Below are 24,800 nucleotides of genomic sequence, written 5' to 3' on the forward strand. Positions count from 1 at the left end.
GGCGCCCCAATCGACGGGCGCTAGCCCCACGCCCCGAGCGTGAACTCGGCGATGACGACCGAGAGCAGGAACGACGCGGTGATGGCGACGAGCCCGACCGGGACGATCTTCCATCCGATGCGGCGCAGCAGCGGCAGATCCTTTCCGAGGGAGAGCCCCGCCAGCGTCAGCATGATGGTCGCGATGGACAGGAAGTCCACCGACGCCACCAGGCGGTTCAGCGTGTCCGACGCGAAGAACCACGGGCTGGACACGTACGCGCCGACGGTGGTGATCCACACGATCGCCGAGATTTTCCGGCTGACCTTGGCCAGCACGAGCCCGACGAGGACCAGGGCCAGCAGCACGGCATAGCCGCCGATGATGTCCAGGCTGACGTGCCCCGCCGCGACCGATGCGGTGCCGAGGCCGAGCACCGTCAGCACCCCGAGCGACAGCCAGAGCGGAAGCTTGATCTCGCCCCCGGCCGCCGCCACCTGCTCGCGGAACGCGCGGTTCTCCGCCGCGCTCCGCTCCGTCTCGCCCGGTTCGGCCGGTGCGCTCTCCGCGGTCTCCGTGCGCCCGCTGCGCGTCAGGAACCGGTAGAAGCGGTCCGCGAGCGGCAGTGCCACATAGATCCCGACGTACACACCGAGGATCGTCGTGATCAGGTTGGAGACTGCCGCCATGCCCAGGATCGCCTGCTCGTCGCCGGGATAGGCGGCCACGATGCTGGCGGAGGACGCGGCCATCATCGACCCCGAGCCGACACCGGCGCCCATCGCCAGGGCCAGCGGGTCGAAGATGTTCCAGTTCGACACCAGCGAGGTCAGGAGCGTGATGAAGACCGCCCCGAACATCGTGCCGAACACATACATGGCGAGCACGCCGCGGTACTGGTCCGAGTCGGGACCGTACTTCTCCGAGACCATCGCGAACGACGGCTCGCGGTCCAGCGAGAACGTCGCGCCCACCGTGGCCTTGCCCATCCGCAGCAGTACGGCGAGCGGCAGCGCGATGGCGACCGTGCCGAGCAGATGCCCGATCTCCTGGAGCAGCAGCGCGGGACCGGCGTCCGCGAGCGTCGGCAGGCTGGGGCCGATGTTGAACGCCAGCCGGGCCACCAGGATCATCACGGCGACGCCGACGAGCGCGGCCGCCACCTTCTGGAGATCGATGCCGAGCGGACGGAACTTCTGGATCGACACCAGCAGGCCAAGGAGCAGGCCCCACACCATCGGGAAGATGATGATGGAACCGATGCCCAGATCGATGTCGAGCTCGCCGATGAACTGCACGACCAGCGCGATCACCAGGGCGAGCCCGGCGATCGGCAGCGTCTGACGGGTCCGCGTGCCGCGGTCGTCCGGCTTGAGGAGGGTGGACATGTCGTCACCCGGCCCTTCTGATGTCACGGTGGAAGGCGGCCTCGACGAACCGGGCACGCTGCTCGGGATCGCCCGCCGCATCGACGACGGTCCACGCGAGCGCGCGGGCCGCTTCGAGCATCAGCTCGTACGCCGCGTCGGTGTCGGCGACGGCGGCGAATCCGTGGGAATGGATGGGTACTTCGGCCCCGGGGATGCTCAGCCAGGGGTGCAGACTCGGGATGACCTGGCTGATGTTGCCCATGTCGGTCGAGCCGCCGCCGAGCCGGCCGCCGGATGTGGTGTCACGGCCGAACGACTCCATCGCGGCCGTCCAGTACCCGGCCAACGCGTCGTCCTGGACGAGCGGTTCGTACAGCGGCTCGGTCGCCTCGATGGTCACCTCGGTGCCGCTGGCCAAGGCCGCGCCCTCGAAGCAGCGCCGCACGCGGGCGAGGAGCGCCTCGTACTCGGGCAGGGTGAACGCCCGGCACTCGAAGTCGACGACCGCCCGCTCCGGAATGATGTTCGTGGCGACACCGGCCTCGGACACGAACAGCGCCACACGATGGTCACCGGGGATCTGCTGGCGCAGCAGGCCGATGGCGACCTGGGCGATCGTGGCACCGTCGGCGGCGTTGACACCCTGGTGCGGCGCGGCCGCGGCGTGCGCGGCACGGCCGGTGAACACGGCACGGTAGCGGCCGACCGCCTGCGCCGTGGTCCCCGCCGGGTTGTACGAGACACCGTCCTGCACCGGATGCACCATCAGGGCCAGGCCGACCCCGTCGAACGCACCCGCCTCCAGCATGAGCGTCTTGCCGCCGCCGTGCTCCTCGGCCGGGGTGCCGATGGCCTTGAGCGTGATGCCCAGCTCGTCGGCGTGCGGGGCAAGGGCGAGGGCCGCGGCGACCGACGCGCCGGCGATGAGGTTGTGCCCGCAGGCATGACCGACCTCGGGCAGCGCGTCGTACTCGACACACAGCGCCACCGTCAGCTCGCCGCTGCCGGCGGTCGCCGTGAACGCGGTGGGCAGGCCACCGGTGCCGTGCTCGACGGTGAGCCCGCCCTCGGCGAGCAGCTCGGTGATCGCCGCCGCGGACGCGGTCTCCTCGAAGGAGAGCTCGGGACGGGCGTGCAGGCCGCGGGCGAGCGACAGCACCTTGCCTTCCCATGCGGTGACACCGGCCGAGGTGTCCTTCTTGAGTCGGTCGCCTTCGGCGACGGTGTGTGTCTGGCTCATCGAGGACTCCTCAGTAGCTGAGCGACGGGAACGGGGAACCGGCGGCACGCGTGGGAGTCCACACGGCCTTGGTCTGGGTGTACTCGTCCAGCACGCCGGGGCCGGAGGACCGGCCGTGCCCGGAGTCGCCGAAGCCGCCGAAGGGCACGGCCACGTGGATCGTCTTGTACGAGTTGATCCAGAAGGTACCTGCCTGCACCGCGCGGGCCACATGGTGGGCCCGCGCGACATCCTGGGTCCACACCGCTCCGGCCAGGCCGAAGGCGGTGGCGTTCGCGCGCTCGATGGCCTCGGCTTCGGTGAAGAAGGAGTCGACCCCGACGACGGGACCGAACACCTCGGTGGTCTCCAGCACATTGGCGGGGCTGACCCCGTCAAGGACGGTGGGCAGCACCCAACGCCCGTCCGCGAGCGGGGAGTCGGTGACCTGTGTGGGCAGGTCGGCCGCCGTCGCGCGGCGGGCGCCGCCCTCGATGCCCGCCGCGACGAGCGAGGTGACCGTGGCGAACTGCGACTCGGTGATGATCGGGCCGACCTCGGTGTCCGGGTCGAGCGGATCGCCGACCCGCAGCCGCGCCGCCCGCTCCGCGACACGTGCCACGAACTCGGCGTGCACCGACCTCTCCACCAGCAGCCGCGAACCGGCGACACACGACTGCCCGGCCCCCGAGAAGATCGCGGACACCGCACCGTCCGCCGCCCGGTCCAGGTCCGCGTCGGCGAACACGATGTTGGCACTCTTGCCGCCGAGTTCGAGGACCGTCGGAATGCCGGCCCCGGCCGCGGCGACGGCCACCCGCCGCCCCGTGCCGACCGAGCCGATGAAGGACACCTTGCCCACGCGCGCGTCGGTCGTGAGGGTGGCACCGACAGTGGAGCCGAGGCCGGTGGCGACGTTGAACACGCCGTCCGGCAGACCGGCCCGGTGTGCCAGCTGGGCCAGGCGCACGGTCGACGCGGGGGTGAACTCGCTGGGCTTGACGACGACCGCGTTGCCCGCGGCGAGCGGCGCCGCCGAGTTCCATCCGCCGGTGAACAGCGGTGCGTTCCACGGCGTGATGGCCACGACGACACCCCACGGGACCCGCTCGGTGTACGTGTGCCAGTTGCCCGGCACCGGGATGGTGTGCCCGAGCAGCTTGTCCGCCCAGCCCGCGTAGTAGCCGAACATCTCGGCGACCTTCGCGGCCTCGCCGCGGGTGTCACGGATCGGCTTGCCCGTGGTGGCGGACTCCAGCGCGGCGAGTTCCTCGACGTGCTCCGCGACGGTGCGCGAGACCTCGCGCAGGATCGCCGCCCGCTCGAAGGGGTCCGTGGCGGCCCACTCCTTGGCGCCGCGGGCGGCGCTCGCGAGTACGGCGTCGGCGCCCTCCCTGCCGGCGTCCGCGTAGTCGGCCACCCACTCCGAGGTGGCGGCGGAGGTGAGGCGGACGGCCTCCCCGCGGCCGGGGACGACATGTCCGTCGACGAACGAGCCGAGCCCCTGCGGGAAGTGCGAGTCGAGGGCCGCGCGGGCCGTGGCGGCACCGGAGGTGGCGGAGCCGATCAAGGAAGTCGTGGTGTTCATGGTGCGTCGGTCCTTAGCGCGTGAGGGTCGGGGCGACGGTGCGGGCTATCTCGGAGAAGTCGGCGGCCGGGCCCAGTTCGGCCAGGGCCTCCTGCCACCGCTCGCTCGCGGCGGCCAGCAACTGAGGTGTCTCGCCACGCTGCTTCGCGGTCTCGACGGCCAGGGCGGCGTCGCGCGCCATCAGCCCGAGCGAGAACCCGGAGTCGTACGTGCCGCTGAGCACCCAGTCCGGATACATGGCCGCCGACGCCTTGCTGGCGCCGGACGCGCCACTGATTCCGGCGGCGGAGGCGGCCGGGTCGACGCCATAGGACTTCGCGACGGCCAGCGCCTCGCCGACCGCCACCAGGTTGACCGCGGCCAGCATGTTGTTGAGCAGCTTCACCACGTTGCCCGAGCCGGGTCCGCCGAGGTGTTGGAACTGGCCGCCGGTGAGGGCGTCCAGGACGGGCCGTGCGGCATCGAGGGCGTCCGGCTCGGCGCCGACGAACGCGGTCAGGCGACCGGCCGCGGCGCCGGTGCGGCCGCCGGAGACGGGGGCGTCGACGAAGGACACACCATGACCGGCCGCGAGCGCCGCGCACGCCGCCGAGGTGTCGGGCTGCGAGGTCGTGGTGTCGACGACCGCCACCGTGCCCGGGCCGGCCAGCAGCACGGGCAGGCTCGCCTCGACGACCTGGGCCGACGGCAGCGACAGCACCACGTACGGCGTGCCGGCGAGCTGCTCGAGCGTGTCCACGGCCTCCACACCGGCTTCCTGGGCGGTGGCACGCGCCGCGGGGGAGGGGTCGTACCCGCGCACCTGCCAGCCTGCGCCGACGAGGGCGGTGGCCATGGCGCCGCCCATCGACCCGAGGCCGACGACGGCGATGTGCTTGCTCATCTGTGCTCCTTGCGGGAGGGAGGCGGCGGCGAGACGCGGGTCCCGCCGCCGCTCGGGGTGTCAGTCGAGGTAGATGTCCAGGTCGCGCCAGAGCTGCTGGGTGCGGCGGATCGCGGCACGGCTGCGCTCCGGCTGCGCCTCCTGCATGCCGGCGAGCAGCCCGTAGACGACCGATGTCGCGGCGGTGACGGACTGGAAGAACGAGATGCCTTCGGACGGCACGACGAGGAGGTGGTCGGCGATGGACGTGGCGAGCCGCCCACGCCGCATGTCGGTGATGGCGACGACGGTGGCCCCGGCCTCGTGGGCGGCCTCCGCGGCGGCGATGACCTGCTTCGTGGAGCGCCACATGTTCACGACCAGGAGCACATCGCCCGGCCCGACGCTGTTCACGGCCGAGGCCAGGTGCACTCCCGCCCGGCTCTCCAGCGTGATCGGGTAGCCCATGGTGGAGCCGAGGTGTGCCATCACGGTGGCGGGTCCCGCGAAGGAGCCGACGCCGACGACGAGGATCGACCGGGCCCCGGCGAGCGCCGCGATGGCCGCCTCGGCCTCCGCCGCGGAGTTGCTCTCCAGGGTCTGGCGCAGGTTCTCGAGGTCGTGCGTCAGGGCGTCGTGCAGCGGGCTGCGGTGCTCGCCGTGCTCGGTGAGCGTGTCCTCGGTCGAGATCTGCACCAGGTACCGCGCCCGCAGCTCCCGCTGAAGGTCGGGCCAGCCCTGGTAGCCGAGGGTCTGCGCGGCCCTGACGACGGTGGAGCTGTTCACGTCCGCCCGCTCGGCGATCTGCGCGATCTCGGCGTACGAGGCGAGCTGCGGGTTGCGCACGACGACATCGACGACGCGGGCCTGGGCCTTGGACAGCGGCACGTCGGGCAGCGCGTCGCCCAGCCAGTCGGCCTGGCCGGGGTTCTTGGGGGTGCGAGGTGAAGGCACGGGCGTTGCTTTCTGGGAGAACGAGCAATCTGCAAGTGCGATTGCATAAACGTACCCCGCAATTTCGATTGCGGGAACCCCCTTGTTCGGCCCGTCGCACACCGCGTCGTGGGTGGCGCCGCAGGTGATAGAGATGGAGCTGCCGTGATCTTCACCGGAAGGAACCACCGTTGAGCTCCGACGCCGCCCCCGTGCTGCGGGACGTGGAGGGACGCGCCGCGTACCTCACCCTGAACCGGCCCCGGGCCCTGAACTCCCTCACCCACCCGATGGTGCGGTCCGTCGCGCAGGCCCTCGTCACCTGGGAGAGCGACCCCGCCGTCGGGACGGTCGTGCTCCGGGGGGCGGGGGAGCGGGGCCTGTGCGCAGGGGCCGACATCCGGCTCTTCCACGACGACGCGCGCAGCGGCGACCACCGCCCGTCGCAGGCCTTCCTGCGCGACGAGTACCGCCTCAACTCCCGTATCGCGCACTACCCGAAGCCCTACGTCGCCGTCATGGACGGCATCGTCATGGGCGGCGGGGTCGGGCTCTCGGCGCACGGCGGCATCCGCATCGTCACCGAACGCTCGAAGGTCGCGATGCCCGAGGTCGGCATCGGCCTGGTCCCCGACGTCGGCGGCACCTACCTGTTCACGCGCGCGCCCGGACACCTCGGCACCCACCTCGCGCTCACGGGCATGGCGATCGGCGCGGCCGACGCCCTCCTGTGCGGCCTCGCCGACCACTACGTACCGTCCGCCGCGCTGCCCGGGCTCCTGCGCGAGCTGGCCGGAGCGGAGCCCGACGAGGTCGTCGCACGCCACACGGAGCAGGCGCCGCCGGGCGTCCTCGCCGAACAGAGCGCCTGGATCGACGCGTGCTACGCCGCCGACACCGTCGAGGAGATCGTGGAACGCCTCTTCGCCACGGGCGACGTCGCGGCCAAGGAGGCGGCGGACCTCATCCTGTCCCGGTCACCCATGGCCGTGAAGGCGACGCTCGAATCCCTGCGCCGAGCGGCCCGCCTCGACTCCCTGGAGCAGACCCTCGACCAGGAGTACCGGGTGAGCTGCGCGGCCCTGAACACCCACGACCTGCCGGAGGGCATCCGCGCCCAGATCATCGACAAGGACCGCGACCCCAAGTGGTCCCCGTCAACCCTGGCCGAGGTCGGTGCCGCCGACGTGGAGCGCTGCTTCGCGCCGCTGGGGGAGCGGGAGCTGGGCCTGGGCTGAGCGGGGAGGCCGGGAGCCTCAGGCGCCCTGCGCCAGCCGGCGGTGCAGTTCCTTCACGGCCGGCACCAGCTCGTCCACCGGCCCTTCGACCTTCACCGACGGGGCGATCTCCTGGATCGGCAGGGAGTTGACCGGGCCCCGGGGCCGGCCCCACGCGGTCAGCCACTCGGCGAGCTGCGCCGATGACGCCACGTACACGATCCGGTCGAGGCCGACCCAGGCGTGCGCCGCCGAGCACATGGGGCAGTGCTCACCGGACGTGTACACGGTGGCGGTGGCCCGCTCCTCGGGGGTGAGGTGCTCGGCCGCCCAGCGGGCCAGTTCGAACTCGGGGTGCCGGGTCGAGTCACCAGCGGCGATCCGGTTGCGGTCCTCGGCCCGTACCTTCCCCGCGCCGTCCACCAGCACGGAGCCGAACGGTTCGTCACCGGCGTCCAACGCCTCGGCGGCCAGCTCCACACACCGGCGCAGATGGTCCAGTTCACGCTCTTCCACGACGGCCTCTCTCACGCTCCGGGTACCGGCCCTGTCGCAGCCATCCTGTCAGGGCGGCACGGGGATCACGGCACGCGGGCGACACCGACGTAGAAGCCGCTCAGCTCCTCGGCGGGAGCCGGCCCCGACCGGTACCACCGGGTCGCGGTCACCAGCCCGGGTGCCACCAGGTCGAGGCCCTCGAAGAACGGCTCGACCTCGGCCCGCGTACGCATCCGCAGCGGGATCTCGCCCTTGCGGTAGGTGCTGGTCACCGAGGACACGAGGTGCGGGTGTTCATCGGCGGTGCCGTGCGAAAGCACCAGGTGGCTGCCCGAGGGCAGGGCGTCGACGAGGGTCCGCGTCAGGCCGTACGGGTCCTCGTCGTCACCGATGAAGTGCAGCAGCGCGTTCATCGACAGGGCGACGGGCCGCGAGAAGTCCAGGAACGTCCGGGCGCGGTCGAGGATGGGCCCGGGGCGGCGGACGTCCGCCTCGATGTAGTCGGTGGCCCCTGCCGGGTGGCTCACCAGGAGCGCCTCGGCGTGCCGCAGCACGATCGGATCGTTGTCGGCGTACGCGATGCGTGCGGACGGCAGGATGTCCTGCACGATCTGGTGGAGGTTGGGCTCGGTCGGGATGCCCGTGCCGATGTCGAGGTACTGGTCGATGCCGATCCCGGCGAGCCACGCGGCGGCGCGGTGCATGAACGCACGGTTGCGCTGGGCGTTGTGGCGCGCCTCGGGCGGCAGCTTCTCGGCCACTGCCCGGTCGACCGGATAGTGGTCCTTGCCGCCCAGCAGCCAGTCGTAGACACGGGCCGGGTGCGGCCTGCTCGTGTCGATGCGGTTCTCGGAGGGCCGTGGCGTCATGGCGTGAGTATGTCATCGGACACGGCCGTACGAGGCGTCGTCGTCGCTTCAACTCACCTGCGTGTGCGACGTGTTGGCCGCCTCCGCGACCTCGCCGGTGATCGGCGGCACCGCCGCCTGCGAGGCCCGCACGAGTCGCGGCCCGTCCGGCCCGAACACCGCGCGCGGTTCGGGGAACAGGAACAGCAGGGCGAGGTGCACCACCGCCGCGAGGGCGAGGCCGACCGGCAGGGAGATGTCCGTGCCGCCAGCGAGACCGCCGAGCGGGCCGACGAACTGACCCGGCAGATTCGTGAACAGCAGGGCCAGGCAGGCCGAGACCAGCCACGCCGTCAGGCCGCGCCAGTTCCAGCCGTGCGTGAACCAGTAACGCCCGCCCCGCTGCCGCCGGTTGAAGACCTGGAGCGCCTCCGGGTCGTACCAGCCGCGCCGGGTCACGTAGCCGAGGATCATGACGACCATCCACGGCGCGGTGCACGTGATGATGAGCGTGGCGAACGTGGAGATGGACTGCGCGAGGTTCAGGACGAACCGGCCCACGAAGATGAACGCGATCGACAGCGAACCGATGAAGACGGTCGCCTGCACCCGGCTGAAGCGCGGGAACACCGAGGAGAAGTCGAGGCCCGTGCCGTACAGCGCGGTCGTGCCCGTCGCCATGCCGCCGATCAGCGCGATCAGGCACAGGGGGAGGAAGTACCAGCCGGGGGAGACGGCGAGCAGCCCGCCCACGTAGTTCGGCGCCGCCGGGTCCAGGTACTTCCCCGCCTTCGCGGCGATCACGGACGCCGTGCCGAGCCCGAACAGGAACGGCAGCAGCGTCGCGATCTGCGACAGGAACGCCGCCCCCATGACCCGCCCGCGCGGCGTGGCCGCCGGAATGTACCGCGACCAGTCACCGAGGAACGCACCGAAGGACACCGGATTGGACAGCACGATCAGCGCCGAGCCGATGAACGACGGCCAGAACATCGGCGTCGACGTGGACGCGAACGCACCCGTGTAGCCGGCGTCGAAGTCCCCGGCGAAGGCGAACACACCGAGCACGAACAGAGCCGACGCGGCCAGCACCGCGATCTTGTTCACGAACAGCATGAACCGGAAGCCGTACACGCACACCGTCAGGACGAGCCCCGCGAACACCGCGTACGCGACCCCGTACGAGACATCCGACTCGGGCAGCCCCGCCAGCCGGTGCGCCGCGCCGATCAGCGCGTCGCCCGACGACCACACGGAGATCGAGAAGAACGCGACGGCCGTGAGCAGCGACAGGAACGAGCCGACCACGCGGCCGTGCACGCCGAGGTGAGCCGACGAGGACACCGCGTTGTTCGTGCCGTTGGCCGGACCGAACACCGACATCGGCGCCAGCAGGAGCGCGCCCGCCGCCAGGCCCAGGACCGTCGCGGCGAGCCCCTGCCAGAAGGACAGGCCGAACAGGATCGGGAACGCGCCGAGCACACACGTGGCGAAGGTGTTGGCACCGCCGAAGGCGAGCCGGAACAGGTCGAGGGGGCCTGCCGTGCGGTCCGCGTCGGGAATCCGCTCGACACCGTGGGTCTCAACTTCCGTGACGCCGGGGGATGTTGTGGCGTCGGGTGCCGCGTCGGCCATGCGTAACCGCCTTTTGGATCTTGCCGGACTTCAACGGGGTGACGGTACCCGTGTCTCCGAGGCGCCGAGGTCGCCGGGGCCCGGCTCGGCGGCACCCAGCACCAGGACCTGAATCGCCAGCACGGCCCCGCCGCGCGCCCAATCGTGGAAGTCGGACACCTTCGTCTCCAGATTGACCGGGTCGGCCCGCGGGTGGCGGTTCGCGCGGATCGCCTCCTCGATCGCGGGGGCCGCCACATCGACGAGGCCCACGCCCTCCCCGGCGAGCAGGATCTTCTGCGGCATCGCGAAGTTGGCGATCTGCGCGACCAGCGTGCCGAGCGCGCGGGCCGCTTCCGCGACGACCCGCGCCGGAAGCGGCTCGCCCTCGACGGCGCGCGCGAGGATCTCCTCGTAACCGGCGTCCTCACCGGTGGCGGCCCGCACCTGGGAGCGGATGCTCGGGATCGTGAGGAGCGAGACGGCGCTGCCGCGCCGGCCGTCGGCGGACAGCGGACCGGACGGGTCGACGATCCAGAAGCGGCCCACGCCGAGCCCGTCCTCTGCGGTCTCCACCCGTCGTCCCCCACTGACCAGGCCGTATCCGAGTCCCGCGCCGATCGTGAGCACGGCGAACCGGTCCAGGCCCCGGCCCGCCCCGAACCAGCGCTCGGCCTCGACGAGGGCGCTCACATCGTTGTCGACGACCGCGGGCAGCCCGGTGCGCTCACGCACGAGCCGCGCGAGCGGCACGTCCCGCCAGCCGAGGAACGCCGACTCGTCGACGACCGCGCGGTCCTGCGCGCGGCCGCCGAGCCCGATCCCGATGCCGCACAGCGAGGGAAACTCGGCGGCGAACGCCTCGGTCAACTCACCGATGGCGGCGACGACATCGCCCGGCTCGCGGCTCGCCAGCGGGGCGTCGCGACAGGCCACGATGTCGCTCTTGAGCGTCGTGACGACGCCGTAGACCGTGTCCTCGGTGATCTTGAATCCGGCGAAGGCGCGGGACTCGGCGACGATGTCCAGCGGCCGGGACGGCCGGCCCTGACGGGACTCCGCACGCGCCGGTCCCTCCGGCGCCTCGACCAGCAGACCCGTCTCGATCAGCGGCTTGGTCAGCCGGGTGAGACTGCCCGCCGACAGGCCGAGCCGCCGCGCGAGTTCGCTGCGCGACAGCGGCCCCCGCGTGAGCACCTCCAACGCCACGGCCCGCTCGCCCGCACTGAGCGGCTCCCAGGTGTCGGCCTCCGCACCCATCGCCAACTCCTCTCCCCATTCCTTCTGTTGCGAAAGGAAAGCAGCCACTCCAGGCGGCGGCAACCCCTTTCAGGTAGTCGCTGCACGCGTCTTGACGGTTCAAAAGTTCTGCCGCGAAAGTAACCATGCCGAGGACGAGGCCGAACCCGGACGAGGGAGTCCCCCGATGACCGTCGCCTCCAGCAGCCCGCCGAGACACCTCCCGCTCCCCGAGGGCGCCCCACGGCAGAAGAGGCGGAAGCGCAAACGCCCCCTCGGGGACGGCGCGATCGCCGCACTCTTCATCGCCCCGGCCATGCTCGGCTTCGCCGTCTTCCTGCTGTGGCCCACCCTGCGCGGCATCTGGCTGAGCTTCACCCGCTTCAACCTCCTCACCCCACCGGAGTGGGTCGGCCTCGCCAACTACGAGCGCATGCTGGACGATCCCATCTTCTGGGACTCGCTGAAGGTCACCATCGAGTACGTCGTCATCAACATCGGCGTACAGACGGTGTCGGCGCTCGCCATCGCCGTCCTGCTCCACCGGCTCACCCAGTCCTCACTCCTGCGCGGCATCGTTCTCACGCCGTATCTGATGTCCAATGTCGTCGCCGGCATCGTCTGGCTCTGGATGCTCGACACCCAGCTCGGCATCGGCAACGAGATCATCGCCGCCATCGGTCTCGACCGCATTCCGTTCCTCGCCGACGAGACCTGGGCGATCCCCACCATCGCCCTCATCAACGTGTGGCGACACGTCGGCTACACCGCACTGCTGCTCTTCGCGGGACTCCAGGCGATACCCCACGACATGTACGAGGCGGCGCGCGTCGACGGCGCGAGCGAGTGGCGGATGTTCACCCGCATCACGATGCCGCTGCTGCGGCCGGTCCTCGCGGTCGTCCTCATCATGACCGTGATCGGCTCCTTCCAGGTTTTCGACACCGTCGCCGTGACCACGGCAGGTGGCCCCGCCAACGCCACCAACGTGCTCCAGTTCTACATCTACGGCTCGGCGTTCGGCCGCTTCCAGTTCGGCTACGCCTCCGCGATGTCCGTGGCCCTCCTGGTCGTGCTCAGCGCGATCACCATCGTCCAGTACCGGATCACCCGCGCCGGACACACCGACCTCGGCTGAGGAGAGGAGCACCGACATGGCCACCACCACCGCACCCGCCCACGCCGTACGGCCCGCCCGGCGCCGCCCCTCCATCGGCCGCGCCGCCGCCTGGACCGTGATGGGCGCGATCGTGCTCATCACCCTGCTGCCGTTCTACTGGGTGCTGCGCACCGCGCTCTCCTCCAACCCGGGCGTCGCCGCCGACCCGACCTCCGTCCTCCCCGTCGACCCGACGGGCGGCGGCTTCGAGCGGGCGCTCGGCCTTCAGTCGACGAAGGAGGCCGTCGCCCAGGGCGGCGCGGGCGGCGGGCTCGACTTCTGGCGCTATCTGCTCAACTCGATCGGCGTCTCGACGCTGATCACCGTCTGCCAGATCCTGTTCTCCGCCATGGCCGCCTACGCGTTCGCCCGGCTGAACTGGCGTGGCCGCAATACCGTGTTCGCGCTGTTCCTCGGCGGGCTCATGGTGCCGGCCATCTTCACGCTGCTGCCCAACTTCGTCCTCGTGAAGGAACTCGGACTCATCGACTCCCTCCTCGGGATCGCGCTGCCCACGATGTTCATGACGCCGTTCGCGGTCTTCTTCCTCCGCCAGTTCTTCATGAACATTCCGCGCGAGGTCGAGGAGGCGGCGCTCCTCGACGGCGCGGGCCGCGTCCGGATCTTCTTCCGGGTGCTGCTGCCCATGGCGTCCACCCCCGTCATCACCCTCGCCGTCCTCACCTACATCACCTCCTGGAACGACTACTTCTGGCCGCTGATGGTGTCGTACAGCGACAGCTCCCGCGTCCTCACCGTCGCCCTCGCGATGTTCCGCGCGCAGACCCCGCAATCCGGCTTCGACTGGTCCGGGCTGATGGCGGCGACCCTGATCGCCGCCCTCCCGATGCTGCTGCTCTTCGGGGTGTTCGCGCGCCGCATCGTCAGCTCCATCAGCTTCACCGGACTCAAGTAGGAGGCACCGGATGCGATTTCGTACGCTCGTCGCGCTGACCGGAGCGCTGGCACTGTCGCTGACCGGGTGCGCGGGAAGCGACCCGGGAGCCCGCTCGTCGAGCACCGTCACGTACTGGCTGTGGGACGCCAACCAGCTGCCCGCCTACGAGGCCTGCGCCAAGGACTTCGAGAAGCGGCACCGCGGCCTGGACGTGAGGTTCACCCAGATCGGCTGGGAGGACTACTGGACCAAGCTCACGGCGAGTTTCATCTCGGGCACCGAGCCGGACGTCTTCACCAACCACATCCAGAAGTTCGGTCAGTTCGCCGACCTGGAGGTGCTCGAACCCCTCGACGACCTCGGCATCGAGGACACCGACTACCAGCCGGGCCTCGCCGCGAACTGGGTCGCCCAGGACGGCCACCGCTACGGCGCGCCGAAGGACTGGGACACCGTCGCGCTCTTCTACAACAAGAAGATGCTCGACGACGCCGACCTGTCCGCGAAGGACCTCGACGGCCTGAACTGGAACCCCAAGGACGGCGGCACCTTCGAGAAGGCCATCGCCCACCTCACCGTCGACCGCAACGGCAAACGCGGCGACGAACCCGGCTTCGACAAGCACCACGTCAAGACCTACGGCCTCGCCACCAACGGGGGAGGGGACGGCGACGGCCAGACCCAGTGGAGCCCCTTCACCGGCTCGGCCGGTTGGTCCTACACGGACAAGAAGCGCTGGGGCGAGAAGTATCGCTACGGCGACAAGACCTTCCAGTCCGTCGTCGACTGGTACTTCGGTCTCGCGAAAAAGGGCTACATGGCGCCCTTCACCGTCTGGAACGCCGGACTCAACCAGCCCAACGCCCAGTTCGCGGCCGGCCGCGCCGCCACCGCCTTCGACGGCGCCTGGATGCTCTCCACCTACGCCGGATTCAAGGACATCGACTTCGGGACCGTCCGCAACCCCACCGGCCCGACCGGCAAGCGCGCCACCATGATGAACGGCCTCGCCGACTCCGTCACCAAGGGCGCCCGCAACAAGGCCGGCGCCAAGAAGTGGGTGTCCTACCTGGCCTCCGACGCCTGCCAGAAGACGGTCGGCAGGTACGGGATCGTCCTCCCCGCGACACCCTCGGGGACCGACGCGGCCGTCGCCGCCTACCAGAAGAAGGGCATCGACACCTCGGCCTTCACCACCCCGGTCGACGACCGCAGGCAGTACCGCACCTTCTCCTTCCCGCTCACCAACTACGCCGCCGACGTGTACGCCCTCATGCACCCCGCCATGCAGGACGTGTTCGGCAACGGGGCGCCCGCGAGCCGCCTCGACGAGACCAATGACCAGATCAACCTCCTGCTCGACCAGTGATCACCGCAGCACGTACCGAAAGGCATGCGCACATGACGTTCACCCTCGGCATCGTCGGCGCCGGACAGTTCGCCGGCGGCTTCGCCAAGCTGTTCCTCGCCCACCCCGGCGTCGACGCCGTCCACGTCACCGACCTGCTGCCCGAGCGGGCGGAACAACTGGCCGTCAAGGAGGGCCTCGCCGGTACCTTCCCCTCGTACGAGGCGATGCTGGAGTCCCCCGCCATCGACGCCGTCGCCATCTTCACGCAGCGCTGGACCCACGGCCCGCTCGTCGTGCAAGGCCTCGACGCCGGGAAGCACGTCTACTCGGCCGTCCCGATGGCCGTCACACGCGACGAGATCGCGGCCATCATCGACGCCGTCCGCCGCACCGGCCTCACCTACATGATGGGCGAGACCAGCGAGTACAACCCGGCCACCGTGCACGCCCGCAACCAGATCGCCGAGGGTGCCTTCGGACGGCTCTTCTACGCGGAGGGCGACTACGTCCACGACATGGACCTCGGCTTCTACGAGGCGTACCAGTACAGCGGAGGCGAACGCTGGAAGGAGACCGCGAGCTATCCGCCGCTGCTGTACCCGACGCACGCGGTCGGCGGCGTGCTCGGCGCGTGGCGGACCCACGCGGTCAGTGTCTCCGCGATCGGCGTGAAGGACGAGCGCGGTGATGGTGTCTTCGACACCGAGGTCAGCCAGTTCGGCAACGACATCTCCAACGCCACCGCACTGTTCGAGGTCGCGGGCGGCGGATCGTTCCGTACGAACGAGTTCCGGCGGGTCGGCTATCCCTCGCACATCAGGGAGTCACGCTTCCGGTTCTTCGGCACCGACGCCAGCATGGAACAGCTCGCCACGGTCAGCTTCTGGCAGGACAAGAAGGGGGTGAGGGACATCACCGAACTCCTCGAACCGAAGCCCTCGCTCAGCCCCGACGACCCCTCACTGGAGAAGATCGCGCCCGCCCTGCGCGCCGCGTTCACCTCGGGCTCGGCCCCCGTCCACGACCGCTCCCGGCTGCCCCGCGTCTACGACGACATGCCCAACGGCCACGAGGGCAGCCACCACTTCCTGGTGGACGACTTCGTCACCGCGGTCAACACTCGCACCCTGCCGTCGGTGAACGCCTGGGTGGCCGCGCGCTACACACTGCCGGGCATCGTCGCCCACGACTCGGCACGCCAGGGCGGAAAGCGCCTCGCGATCCCGGACTTCGGGGACGCGCCCGAGGCCTGAGGCCGGAACGGTCAGCCCCGTCCGAGGCCACAGAGGACACGGAAGTCGTGCCCCTCGGGGTCGGTGAGACACGTCCACGGGACGTCGCCCTGACCCGGGTCGATGTCGGTGGCGCCGAGGGACCTCACGCGGACGACCTCCGCCTCCTTGTCGTCACCGGCGTACGGCAGCAGATCGATGTGGACCCGGTCCTCCACGGTCTTGCCGTCGGTCGAGCGCAGGAACTCGAGATACGGGCCGACCCCCACGGAGGAGCGCAACACCGCCTGGTCGTCGGTCACTTCGTGCACCGTCCAGTCCGTCGCCGCACCCCAGAACCGGGCCATGTCCCGCGGGTCCGCGCAGTCGACCACCACGGCCGCGATCGGCCCGGTGTCCCGGTAGACCTCCCGGGGCTCCAGGACGCAGAACTCATTGCCCTCCGGGTCGGCGAGCACGGTCCACGGCACGTCACCCTGGCCGACGTCCACGGGCGTCGCCCCGAGCGCCTTCAGCCGGGCGACCGTCTCCGCCTGATGAGCGGCGGAGGCGGTCGCCAGGTCGAGGTGCACACGGTTCTTCGTCGCCGTCCTGGCGTGCGGAACGGTGACCACGTCGATGCACACGGCACTCGCGTCCGGCCACACGAAGCCGCCCCCGGGCTCCACATGGGTCACCCCGGGCGCCTCACGGGACACACCCCACCCGAGTGCATCCGCCCAGAACCGCCCGACGAGCGCGTCGTCGAGGGCCTTGATGTTCACCTGAACCGGTCTCAGCGCCATGCCGGAAAGCCTATGCACAGCGGGTCCACCGTCACCGCCACCGCAGCCGGTTGCCCGTCGTGTTGCGGGCGAGGAACAGGGTGAGATACGCCTGTCCCGCCATGGCGCCGATCCGGTGCTCGCGGCCGTAGTAGGTGTTCTCCGCGTTGGCGCCGTACGTGCGGCCGTCCGTGAAGCGGGACATCAGGGTCAACTGGTCCTCGTTGTGCAGGCGTTCCCACTTGGCGGCGGCCGGGTCGATGCCGGTGTCCTGGCCGGTGAGGGAGACGAGCAGGTCGAAGTTGCCGAAGTAGAAGGGGAAGTGGGTGCCCCAGTCGTTGCCCTCCGGGTAGTAGATCTCCGGCGAGTTCGCGCGGTAGATGGGACTGGTGCCGCCGTCGGGCAGCGGGAACGGCTTGTCGACCAGCGCCGCGTACGTGCGGTCGATGTTGTGCAGCGCGGCGCGCGGTGCGGCCCGGTTCGCGAGGCCGAACACGAAGCCCTGGTAGAGGCTCTGGTCGAACGCGACCATGTAGAGCGGATGCAGGCGGGAGTGGTTCTGCAGTGTGCCGTCGTCGGCGATGTTCGTGCCCTGGAGCCAGCTCGACAGCCGGATGCCGTTGATCGTCTCGTCGCTCGTGAGGTCCGCGGGACAGGCCGCAGCGGCCAGCAGCAGCTCGATGTTGCGGCGGGTCCAGCGGGCGCTGTGGGGGTGGCCGGGCAGCATCACGGCGGCGAGGGAGAGCGCGGCGGCGCTCCAGTTGTCCTCCTCGGCCTTGCTGTCGCCGGGGAGACGACGGTGCCGTCGGTGCGGGTCATGTAGAGCTGGTGGCCGCTCGTGCCGACCAGGTAAATGTCATTGCCGGTGGTGAGCCTGTCCGCCTCCCACACCAGCATGGCTGCCACCTGGCCGCGCTCGGGGGCATCGAGCGCGTCCCACATCAGCCACCCCGCGAGCGCCGCGTAGTACGCTCACAGCGCGGTCTGCCAGTCACCGCCCCAACGCGTCGCGGTGTCCGGGTTGTTGGCCCGGTGCCGGGCGGCGAGCGTCCGGATCAGGTTGCGCGTCCGGATGGTGGCGTTGGCGGCGGACAGCGTCCGCTCGTCGTAGGTGCGGGTGGTCAGCGCGGTGGCGGCGGCGACGGCGGCCATCGCGGGCAGCCGCACCGCCCGCTCGTCGGTGCCCTTCAGGTCGATGTACCCGTCGGGCAGATAGCGCGTGTACGTCGCCGCGTACCAGGGACCGATGAGGTAGCGGGAGCTCCCGGCGAGAATCGTCTTGACCCGCTTCCCGGCGGCGTCCGCTCCCGGATAGGACCCCAGGTTCCGCCACTCGATGGGCTTGACATCGTTGTCCGCGGCGCCGGCGGGACCGGGCGCGGAGAAAGCTGCGGCGGCGCCGATCGCGCCGGCGGCGCCCAGGAATCCTCGGCGGGACAGCGGGGGAAAGGACGGCATACGGACACTCCTGTCTCAGATGACTCAGGACGGGTCTCCAGCCCGGCCGATCCTGGCAGCGCCACGGGGGTGGCACAAGGGTCTACACCATTCATGGCCCTGGCCGACCGGAACTCGAACGCCCCGGACGCCCCAAACACCCCGAACGCCCCGACACGCGCGAAAGCGCGGCGGCGCGGGCATGATGGGGCCGGTGTGCCGGGGGAGCGGCGCAGGGCCGGTCTTCGGCATGCGTGGAGTGACGGGGAGGGGGTAGGCGCGCCGCCGGGGCGCTGCGAGGAGAGATGGCGCCTCGTCGGCTGAAGGGACGGTTATGGGGCAGGCTCGGGTTCGGTTCCCTGTGCGCTGGGAGGACGGAGGTGTCCTGGTCGTACAGGTGGTGGGCCGGTTCGATGCCGATGCCGCGGCGGAGCTGGCCGCGCTGATGGGACGCCTGGACGCCACGGGCCAGTCCGGCCTGGTGGTGGACTTCCAGGACGCCGAACACTGCGCGGCCGACGCGGCGCGGCAGTTCGTCGAGGCGGGCCTGGACATGGCGGCGGGTGGCGGCGCGCTGGCCGTCGTCGCGGACGCCGCCGAGCAGACCGTGCTGCGCGCGGCAGGGGCGGACCGGCTGCCCCTTGGTGTGCACGGCGATGTCGCCGCGGCCCTCGAAGCGATCTCGGGCTGGTCCGCCGACACCCTGGGCGACAGGGACGCCGACGCGGGATCGGGCTCAGCGCTGCGATAACCCCGTGCGCGCCCGAAACGGCGTGCAGCACAGTGGTGCCATGACGAACTCGGACCCCCGGTTCCTCCCCGGCATCGAACTGTCCAGGGCCCTGTACGAGGAGGCGGTGCGCCCGATCCTGCGGGAGACGTTCCCCGGGCTGCGCCACGCGGCGGCCCGCATCGGCAGCGGCTCCGAGGTGCTGGGCTTCGACACACCACGCTCCGCGGACCACGAGTGGGGCCCACGGCTCGAACTCTTCCTGACCCCCGAGGACCGGGCCGAGCACGGTGCGCACATCCACCACGTTCTCGCGCGGCGACTGCCCAAGCACGTACGCGGCTGGCCCACGCACTTCCAGGAGAGCGCGGACCCCCTGGACCCGGTCGGACACATGCGGACCACCGACGGCCCTGTCAACCACCGCGTCGACGTGCACACGGTGGACGACTGGGCGGCCGAGCGCCTCGGGCTGCGTTCGGCCGACGCGGAACCGAGCGTGGACGAGTGGCTGGCGATGCCCCAGCAGCGGCTCCTCGAGACCACCGCCGGTGCCGTGTTCCGCGACGACCTCGGCACCCTCACCACCCTGCGACGCACCCTGGCCCGGTACCCGGACCAGGTGTGGCGCTACCTGCTCGCCTGCCAGTGGCAGCGCATCTCCCAGGAAGAGGCGTTCGTGGGACGCTGTGCCGAGAGCGGCGACGAGCTCGGATCAGCCCTGGTCGCAAGCCGCCTCGTGCGCGACCTGATGCGCCTGTGCCTGCTCCTGGACCGACGCTACGCCCCGTACGGCAAGTGGCTCGGCAGCGCCTTCGGCCGACTGTCGGCGGCGCGGACGCTGACCCCGTCGCTGCGCGGCGCGCTCACGGCACCGGACCACCCCACCAGGGAAAGACACATGTGCGACGCCTACGAGGCCGTGGCCGCATTGCAGAACGCCACCGGACTGGCCGCCCCACTGGACCCGACCCGACGCCCCTACCACTCCCGGCCCTTCCTGGTGCTGCACGCCGAACGCTTCGCCCAGGCGCTGGCCCGCACCCTCACACATCCCGACCTGCGTGAACGGCCCCTGGTGGGAGGCGTGGACCAATGGGCGGACAGCACCGACCTGCTGTACCGGCCCGGCGCGGTGCGCGCCGCAGTGCGGGCGATCCGGTGAACTCGCCGGTGGCCCGGGCCCGTACGGGAGCGGCGTGAACTGGCCCTGACGCGGCCCGGGGTGGCCGGGCACCATGGTCACGTGGTCGGACGGGGAGGGCCGTCGTGAGCGCGAGGGTGCGTGACGTGGTGCGGGACGTGGTCGCCGAGGTGGCGCCGGACGAGGTCCTGCTGCTGGACAAACTGGCGAACCTGGACGAAGGCCGGGTCACCCGCCTGTTCGCGCGGAGCCTCGAGGACGCGGAACCGCTCGAATGCGGCCACGTCGACGTCACCGCGCCCGTCACCCCGGTGGTGTGGCTGGCCCTGGACGAGGCGGCCCGCGGCACCACCTGCCCTGCCGCCGACGGCCGCGCCGCTCGCCGCAAGTCACTCCTGAGCCATCTGTTCCGCCGCCCGCCCAAGCGCCCTGCCGAGCTCCGCTGCCTGTCCGCGACCCAACTCGACGCCGTACGCCACCTCGTACGCACCCACGCACACGCGGCGCGGCTCGGAGAGGACGCCGCGACGGCCCTCGCGGACTCGGTGGCCGCGCGCCTGGCGCTGGAACTGACGGACGCCGGCTGAGGCGACGACCGCGTCACGGGTGACTCTGCGCGGGTTCGCCCGTATGTGCCCCCGCTCCGCTGGAGGCGTTGACGACCGCCCGGGGGAGATCCCGTGAAGCCCAGGAATGCCCCCGCCGCTTCCGGGCACGTGCGTCCTACACATAAATGGGTGGCCGGTCAGACCCGGCGACCGCACAGGGAAGGACCCACGTCGCCTTGACGTCCCAAGCCGCGCACACAGCCGAGCAGTTGCCCCGCCCCCGAGGCGGCCGCCGTGACCCCCGCCGCTTCCTGTGGCGGCTGACCGCGGCCACCGGCGGAGGCATGTTCATCGACGGGTTCGTATTCGCCTCCGTCGCCTCCGCGCTGGCCGGCAGCGCGATGTCCCGCGAGATCGGCGTCACCCTCACCTGGGCCACCCTCATCTCGTCGTCGACACTCGTCGGCACCTTCTTCGGCGGCCTCTTCCTCGGCTACCTGACCGACCGGGTCGGCCGCCGCCCGATGTTCACCATCGACCTGTCGGTGTTCCTCGCCAGCGCCGTGCTCATGCTGTTCGTGACCGCCCCCTGGCAGGTCATGGTCCTGGGCCTGGTGATGGGCCTCGCGGTGGGCGCCGACTACTCGATCGGCTCCCCGCTGCTCGCCGAATTCGCGCCCCGCGCACGGCGCGGCAACTATCTCGGCGTCCTCGAGATCCTGTGGAACGTCGGCTACGTGGTGGCCTACCTCATCGGCTACCTGATCAACACCCACTGGCCGTCCGCCTGGAACATCACGCTCGCCGCGAGCGCCGTCCCCGCGGTGATCTGCCTGATGCTGCGGCACGGACTGCCGGAGTCCCCGCGCTGGCTGATGTCGAAGGGCCGCCGCGAAGAGGCACTCGAGGTCCTGACCCAGTCCTTCGGCACCCCTCCCTCCGCCGCCGCCACGAACGCCCCTGGCCAGGAGCCCCACACGGCGGGTCCGCACGGGATGGACGCCGACACGGCCGACATCCACGCCGAGCAGGCCGAGGACACCCGCTACTCGATGCTCTTCTCCCCGGACTACATCCTGCGCACCGTCTTCGTGTGCACGTTCTGGATATGCATCGTGCTGCCGTACTTCGCCCTGACGTTCTTCCAGCCGACCGTCCTCACCGCGATCGGCATGGGTGAATCGGCGCTGGCCGGAGCACTGCTCGGCACGGTCATCGCGCTCGTCGGGGCCGTCACCGGCTGGTACCTGGTCGACAAGGTGGGCCGCCGCAACATCCTGATCTGGCCGATGTTCGGCTGTGCGCTCGCCCTCTTCCTGGTCGCCCTCGGCCACCGGCTGCCGGTGTGGGCGGGCACCGCCTGCTTCTTCGGGTACCTCTTCTCGTACGGGATCATGAGCATCCTGCCGGGCGTGTACCCCGAAGAGGTCTTCCCCACCGCGATCCGCACCTCGGGCGTGGGCCTCGCCTCCGCCGCGAGCAGGATCGGCGCGGCCATCGGCACCTTCCTCCTGCCCCTCGGCCTGGAACACCTCGGCCTGGGCTGGTGCATGGCCGGCATGGGCGTGGTCTCCCTCGTCGGAGGTGTGACCGCGTACGCCTGGGCCCCGGAGACCAACGGCCGACTGCTCACGGACACCGGACACCGGGCACAGCGCGGCCGCCGCCTCGTCGCGCCCACAGCGGTGGAGGAGACCCGCGTGTGAAGCGGGCCGGAGGCGTCAGGACCGGGTGAGGGTGTACGAGAGCTGGTAGTTGGCGCCGTCCTTGGTGAAGTTCAGGATGCCGCTGCCTTCCTCGGACAGCGTGTGCGAGCCCAGGAAGTCACTGCGGTCGCCGGGGAGGCCGTCGGCTTCGTGAAGCGCGATGGTGACGTCACCGTCGAAGGCGTGGTACGTGTCGATCGCGTACTTCGTGCCACCGCTCATGCGCGGCAGCGGGACGTTCTCGCCGTTCACGGCGAGCCGGGGGTCGTCGTCGCCGAGCCAGTCCTCGGTCTCGACACACTTGAGCGTCTTCAGGTGGAGATTGGCCATGGTGTTGCTCCCCGTTTCTGGCGATCGGTCTGCTGTCGGGCGGCGGGCCGCACCCCGGCAGGTAAGCACCGTGAACTGCGCGCCTTCCCGCCGGGCGCGGGGTCGATACGCAATCTTCACGAGTGGGGCACGGGACTTCGGACCGATGCGCATGGTGTGGCGGCCGCCGTGACAGGTATGGCCAACGGTCGGCCCGTCGAGGGAAGTTGATGTGCGTACGCCTACGCGTTCCCGCACGTCTGCACACATGGTGCCGGTGGCGCAGCCGGGACTTGGGCACGGGCGGGGTCGTATGTTCGTATGTGGCGGTGATTGAGAACGGCCCTTCCGAAGACTCCACGGCCCGCATCCCGGGCACCCGCACCGCTGCCGGCGACAAGGACCGGTACGACGAGACACACGGCGCCTCCTCCGGTGCCCCCTTGGACCGCAAGGCCCGCAAAGCGCGTCGACGCGAGGCGCGCAAGGTGCTCCGCTCTCCCGCGCGCACGACCGCGAAGCTGGTCGTCGCCCTGGCCGTGGTGCTCGGCTTCCTCGCGCTCGGCGACCGCTGGGCCGTGCTCTACGCCGAGAACATGGCGGCGAAGAAGGTCCAGGAAGGGTTGAAGCTGCACGCCGAACCCGAGGTGCACATCGACAGCTTCCCCTTCCTGGGGCAGGTCCTCATGGGCAACATCGACCATGTGGAGGTCAATGTGCCCCACGTGCCCGCGGGCCCGGTCTCGGTCGCGCAGGTGAAGGGTTCCGTGGACGACATCCGGATCGTCGGAAGCGTCCCGGCCTCCGTGAAGGGTGCGGTACTGAGCAAGGTGCGCGGCGACGTGCTCCTCGACTTCGATGACCTCAACCGTGAAATCGGCGCCTCCCAGGTGAAGTTGGCCCCCGGCGCGCAGCCGAACACCGTGCAGGCCAAGGGCGGCCTGCCGGTGGGCGGCAAGCAGGCCGGCATCCAGGGCCGTGCGCACCTGGAACGGACCGGGGACCACGGCCTGGCCCTGTCGGTGGAGGACACCCGGATCGTGGTGCCGGGACTGCTCACCTATACGCCGGGCAAGGGCGGTGGCCTGCAGCTGACGGCTCCCGTGATCAGCAAGATGGACCGGCGTGAGACCGAACAGGCCACGGGTCAGCCGCTCCGGCCGGACAGGCTCGTGAAGGGCGGCGCCCTGGACGCGCTGGCCGATCACCCTGAGCTGCTCAAGCCCGCGGGGATCGATCCGTCGCTGATCGAAGGCCTGCAAAAGCTCCAGGAGCCGAAGGTCGCACAGAAGATGGAGTTCTCGGCACAGCTCCCCAAGGATCTGCCGGGCGACCTGCGGCTGCGTGACGTCGCCGTCACGAAGGACGGCATCCGCGCCCAACTGTCGGGCAAGGACGTGCCGTTGGGCACGTGACACGCGCTGCCACCGGCTGTTCAGGCGCTGACGCCCGGGTGCCTCCCGCACCCGGGCGTCGTGGGTCGCGGCCATGCGGGCTCGTTGGGTCACGGGTGAGTGGTCCAGTGGGGTGCCGTACGGGCCCAGGCGGCGTCCCACTGCGCGAGGTTGTGGCGGTGGATGAGGCGACCGGCCGCGGCGTGGACCGCGAGGCCGGTGAGGGGGACGGCGAAGAAGGCGAGGAGCGCCCAGCCCATCGTGTGGTTGCGGACCTGGTCCGTGCTCAGCGGGGGCCGGGTGAGCCGGCCCTCGGTGTCGGTCCAGACCAGGACGGTGCGGCCGGCCGGCAGCGACGGGGCGACCTCGGCCTTTCCGGTGCGTGGGTGGCCGTGCGCGTCGGTGTAGCGGACGGGGACCGGGTAGCGGGCCTCCTTCGCCTCGTCCGACCCCGGCTCGGGGTGACGCGGGGCGTCCTGGGTGAGGGTCGCGGGGCGCTGCGTGCGGGTGAGGGCCTCGTGCTGGGCGGTGCTTTGATAGTGGCGTTGAGCACTGCTTCCGGCGGTGAACATCGCGGCCGGTGCCGTGACCAGTACGGCGAGCGCGAGGGTGAGGGTGATCCACGCGTGCAGACGGTCGCTGGGCCGCCGCAGCGGTGAGCGTCTCCACCGCCACAGGTGGAGGCGGATCCGGGGACGACGTGCGGGGTGGGGTCCGGTGGGTGATGGCTGGGCCGGGGGAATCTCACCGGTCATGGGGGT

General features: G+C 70.9%; 25 protein-coding genes. 10 read left to right on the top strand and 15 right to left on the bottom strand.

What is annotated here, in order from left to right:
• Positions 1-20: 20 nt before the first annotated feature.
• From ACNYS0_RS42660 to ACNYS0_RS42680, 5 genes are read right to left on the bottom strand one after another with little or no spacing between them, the layout of a single operon-like run.
• Positions 21-1,367 carry a DUF3100 domain-containing protein gene (locus ACNYS0_RS42660; RefSeq protein ID WP_422482322.1) on the bottom strand — a complete coding sequence of 449 codons (1,347 nt, stop codon included), beginning with the start codon at positions 1,365-1,367 and terminating at the stop codon, positions 21-23.
• 4 nt (positions 1,368-1,371) lie between these two features.
• Positions 1,372-2,589, bottom strand: a complete 1,218-nt coding sequence (locus tag ACNYS0_RS42665; RefSeq protein WP_422482324.1) for a M20 family metallopeptidase — start codon at positions 2,587-2,589, stop codon at positions 1,372-1,374.
• Between the two features lie 10 nt (positions 2,590-2,599).
• Positions 2,600-4,156 (bottom strand): aldehyde dehydrogenase family protein, encoded by a 1,557-nt coding sequence (locus ACNYS0_RS42670; protein ID WP_422482326.1) that lies wholly within the window; start codon positions 4,154-4,156, stop codon positions 2,600-2,602.
• Between the two features lie 13 nt (positions 4,157-4,169).
• Entirely contained in the window at positions 4,170-5,039 is an 870-nt protein-coding gene (locus ACNYS0_RS42675) for an NAD(P)-dependent oxidoreductase (protein ID WP_422482328.1), read from the bottom strand.
• Between the two features lie 60 nt (positions 5,040-5,099).
• Complete coding sequence (locus ACNYS0_RS42680) at positions 5,100-5,972, bottom strand: MurR/RpiR family transcriptional regulator (RefSeq protein WP_422482330.1); 873 nt, start codon at positions 5,970-5,972, stop codon at positions 5,100-5,102.
• Positions 5,973-6,142: 170 nt separating this feature from the next.
• Between ACNYS0_RS42680 and ACNYS0_RS42685 the strand changes: the two genes are divergently transcribed.
• A complete protein-coding gene (locus tag ACNYS0_RS42685) occupies positions 6,143-7,189 on the top strand; it encodes an enoyl-CoA hydratase/isomerase family protein (protein ID WP_422482332.1) in 1,047 nt (348 codons plus the stop codon).
• Between the two features lie 18 nt (positions 7,190-7,207).
• On the opposite strand, the gene ACNYS0_RS42690 is transcribed toward ACNYS0_RS42685, so the two are convergent.
• The 4 genes from ACNYS0_RS42690 to ACNYS0_RS42705 all read right to left on the bottom strand — a co-directional run bounded on the left by ACNYS0_RS42690 (position 7,208) and on the right by ACNYS0_RS42705 (position 11,388).
• Positions 7,208-7,684: a nucleoside deaminase gene (locus tag ACNYS0_RS42690; RefSeq protein ID WP_422482335.1), complete on the bottom strand. Its 477-nt coding sequence runs from the start codon at positions 7,682-7,684 to the stop codon at positions 7,208-7,210.
• 65 nt (positions 7,685-7,749) lie between these two features.
• Positions 7,750-8,535, bottom strand: coding sequence for an SAM-dependent methyltransferase (locus tag ACNYS0_RS42695; RefSeq protein WP_422482337.1), 786 nt, complete (start codon positions 8,533-8,535; stop codon positions 7,750-7,752).
• Between the two features lie 48 nt (positions 8,536-8,583).
• Positions 8,584-10,149 (bottom strand): purine-cytosine permease family protein, encoded by a 1,566-nt coding sequence (locus ACNYS0_RS42700; protein WP_422482339.1) that lies wholly within the window; start codon positions 10,147-10,149, stop codon positions 8,584-8,586.
• 30 nt (positions 10,150-10,179) lie between these two features.
• Positions 10,180-11,388, bottom strand: a complete 1,209-nt coding sequence (locus ACNYS0_RS42705) for an ROK family protein (RefSeq protein ID WP_422482341.1) — start codon at positions 11,386-11,388, stop codon at positions 10,180-10,182.
• A 166-nt stretch (positions 11,389-11,554) separates the two neighbouring features.
• On the opposite strand from ACNYS0_RS42705, the gene ACNYS0_RS42710 reads away from it, so the two are divergent.
• The 4 genes from ACNYS0_RS42710 to ACNYS0_RS42725 are packed head-to-tail and all read left to right on the top strand — an operon-like array spanning position 11,555 to position 16,028.
• A complete protein-coding gene (locus ACNYS0_RS42710; protein ID WP_422482343.1) occupies positions 11,555-12,505 on the top strand; it encodes a carbohydrate ABC transporter permease in 951 nt (316 codons plus the stop codon).
• A 16-nt stretch (positions 12,506-12,521) separates the two neighbouring features.
• The gene (locus ACNYS0_RS42715; protein ID WP_422482345.1) at positions 12,522-13,442 is read left to right on the top strand and encodes a carbohydrate ABC transporter permease; all 921 of its coding nucleotides are present in this window, start codon (positions 12,522-12,524) and stop codon (positions 13,440-13,442) included.
• A 10-nt stretch (positions 13,443-13,452) separates the two neighbouring features.
• Positions 13,453-14,793 (top strand): ABC transporter substrate-binding protein, encoded by a 1,341-nt coding sequence (locus ACNYS0_RS42720; RefSeq protein ID WP_422482347.1) that lies wholly within the window; start codon positions 13,453-13,455, stop codon positions 14,791-14,793.
• Between the two features lie 32 nt (positions 14,794-14,825).
• Positions 14,826-16,028, top strand: coding sequence for a Gfo/Idh/MocA family protein (locus ACNYS0_RS42725; protein WP_422482349.1), 1,203 nt, complete (start codon positions 14,826-14,828; stop codon positions 16,026-16,028).
• Between the two features lie 11 nt (positions 16,029-16,039).
• Here the strand turns inward: ACNYS0_RS42725 and ACNYS0_RS42730 are convergent, their stop codons facing one another.
• The 4 genes from ACNYS0_RS42730 to ACNYS0_RS42745 are packed head-to-tail and all read right to left on the bottom strand — an operon-like array spanning position 16,040 to position 18,229.
• Positions 16,040-16,792 (bottom strand): VOC family protein, encoded by a 753-nt coding sequence (locus ACNYS0_RS42730; RefSeq protein ID WP_422482350.1) that lies wholly within the window; start codon positions 16,790-16,792, stop codon positions 16,040-16,042.
• 31 nt (positions 16,793-16,823) lie between these two features.
• On the bottom strand, positions 16,824-17,501 hold the full coding sequence (locus ACNYS0_RS42735; protein ID WP_422482352.1) for a hypothetical protein: 678 nt from the start codon (positions 17,499-17,501) through the stop codon (positions 16,824-16,826).
• Positions 17,498-17,713: a hypothetical protein gene (locus ACNYS0_RS42740; protein ID WP_422482353.1), complete on the bottom strand. Its 216-nt coding sequence runs from the start codon at positions 17,711-17,713 to the stop codon at positions 17,498-17,500. The genes ACNYS0_RS42735 and ACNYS0_RS42740 overlap by 4 nt, the downstream gene beginning before the upstream one ends.
• A gap of 30 nt (positions 17,714-17,743) precedes the next feature.
• Positions 17,744-18,229: a twin-arginine translocation signal domain-containing protein gene (locus tag ACNYS0_RS42745; RefSeq protein ID WP_422482355.1), complete on the bottom strand. Its 486-nt coding sequence runs from the start codon at positions 18,227-18,229 to the stop codon at positions 17,744-17,746.
• 340 nt (positions 18,230-18,569) lie between these two features.
• Between ACNYS0_RS42745 and ACNYS0_RS42750 the strand changes: the two genes are divergently transcribed.
• The 4 genes from ACNYS0_RS42750 (at position 18,570) to ACNYS0_RS42765 (ending at position 22,336) form a co-directional block, all read left to right on the top strand.
• Complete coding sequence (locus tag ACNYS0_RS42750) at positions 18,570-18,959, top strand: hypothetical protein (protein ID WP_422482357.1); 390 nt, start codon at positions 18,570-18,572, stop codon at positions 18,957-18,959.
• A gap of 40 nt (positions 18,960-18,999) precedes the next feature.
• Positions 19,000-20,103: a DUF4037 domain-containing protein gene (locus tag ACNYS0_RS42755; RefSeq protein ID WP_422482359.1), complete on the top strand. Its 1,104-nt coding sequence runs from the start codon at positions 19,000-19,002 to the stop codon at positions 20,101-20,103.
• 104 nt (positions 20,104-20,207) lie between these two features.
• Positions 20,208-20,669 carry a hypothetical protein gene (locus ACNYS0_RS42760; protein ID WP_422482361.1) on the top strand — a complete coding sequence of 154 codons (462 nt, stop codon included), beginning with the start codon at positions 20,208-20,210 and terminating at the stop codon, positions 20,667-20,669.
• 197 nt (positions 20,670-20,866) lie between these two features.
• Positions 20,867-22,336 carry an MFS transporter gene (locus ACNYS0_RS42765; protein WP_422482363.1) on the top strand — a complete coding sequence of 490 codons (1,470 nt, stop codon included), beginning with the start codon at positions 20,867-20,869 and terminating at the stop codon, positions 22,334-22,336.
• 15 nt (positions 22,337-22,351) lie between these two features.
• Here the strand turns inward: ACNYS0_RS42765 and ACNYS0_RS42770 are convergent, their stop codons facing one another.
• Positions 22,352-22,666 carry a hypothetical protein gene (locus ACNYS0_RS42770; RefSeq protein WP_422482365.1) on the bottom strand — a complete coding sequence of 105 codons (315 nt, stop codon included), beginning with the start codon at positions 22,664-22,666 and terminating at the stop codon, positions 22,352-22,354.
• Between the two features lie 308 nt (positions 22,667-22,974).
• Here ACNYS0_RS42770 and ACNYS0_RS42775 point away from each other — a divergent pair, with 308 nt between their 5' ends.
• Positions 22,975-24,060 (top strand): LmeA family phospholipid-binding protein, encoded by a 1,086-nt coding sequence (locus tag ACNYS0_RS42775; protein WP_422482367.1) that lies wholly within the window; start codon positions 22,975-22,977, stop codon positions 24,058-24,060.
• An 89-nt stretch (positions 24,061-24,149) separates the two neighbouring features.
• Here the strand turns inward: ACNYS0_RS42775 and ACNYS0_RS42780 are convergent, their stop codons facing one another.
• On the bottom strand, positions 24,150-24,794 hold the full coding sequence (locus ACNYS0_RS42780) for an Rv1733c family protein (RefSeq protein ID WP_422482369.1): 645 nt from the start codon (positions 24,792-24,794) through the stop codon (positions 24,150-24,152).
• Between the last annotated feature and the right edge of the window lie 6 nt (positions 24,795-24,800).

Source organism: Streptomyces anthophorae, from assembly GCF_049310305.1.
Lineage (GTDB): Bacteria > Actinomycetota > Actinomycetes > Streptomycetales > Streptomycetaceae > Streptomyces.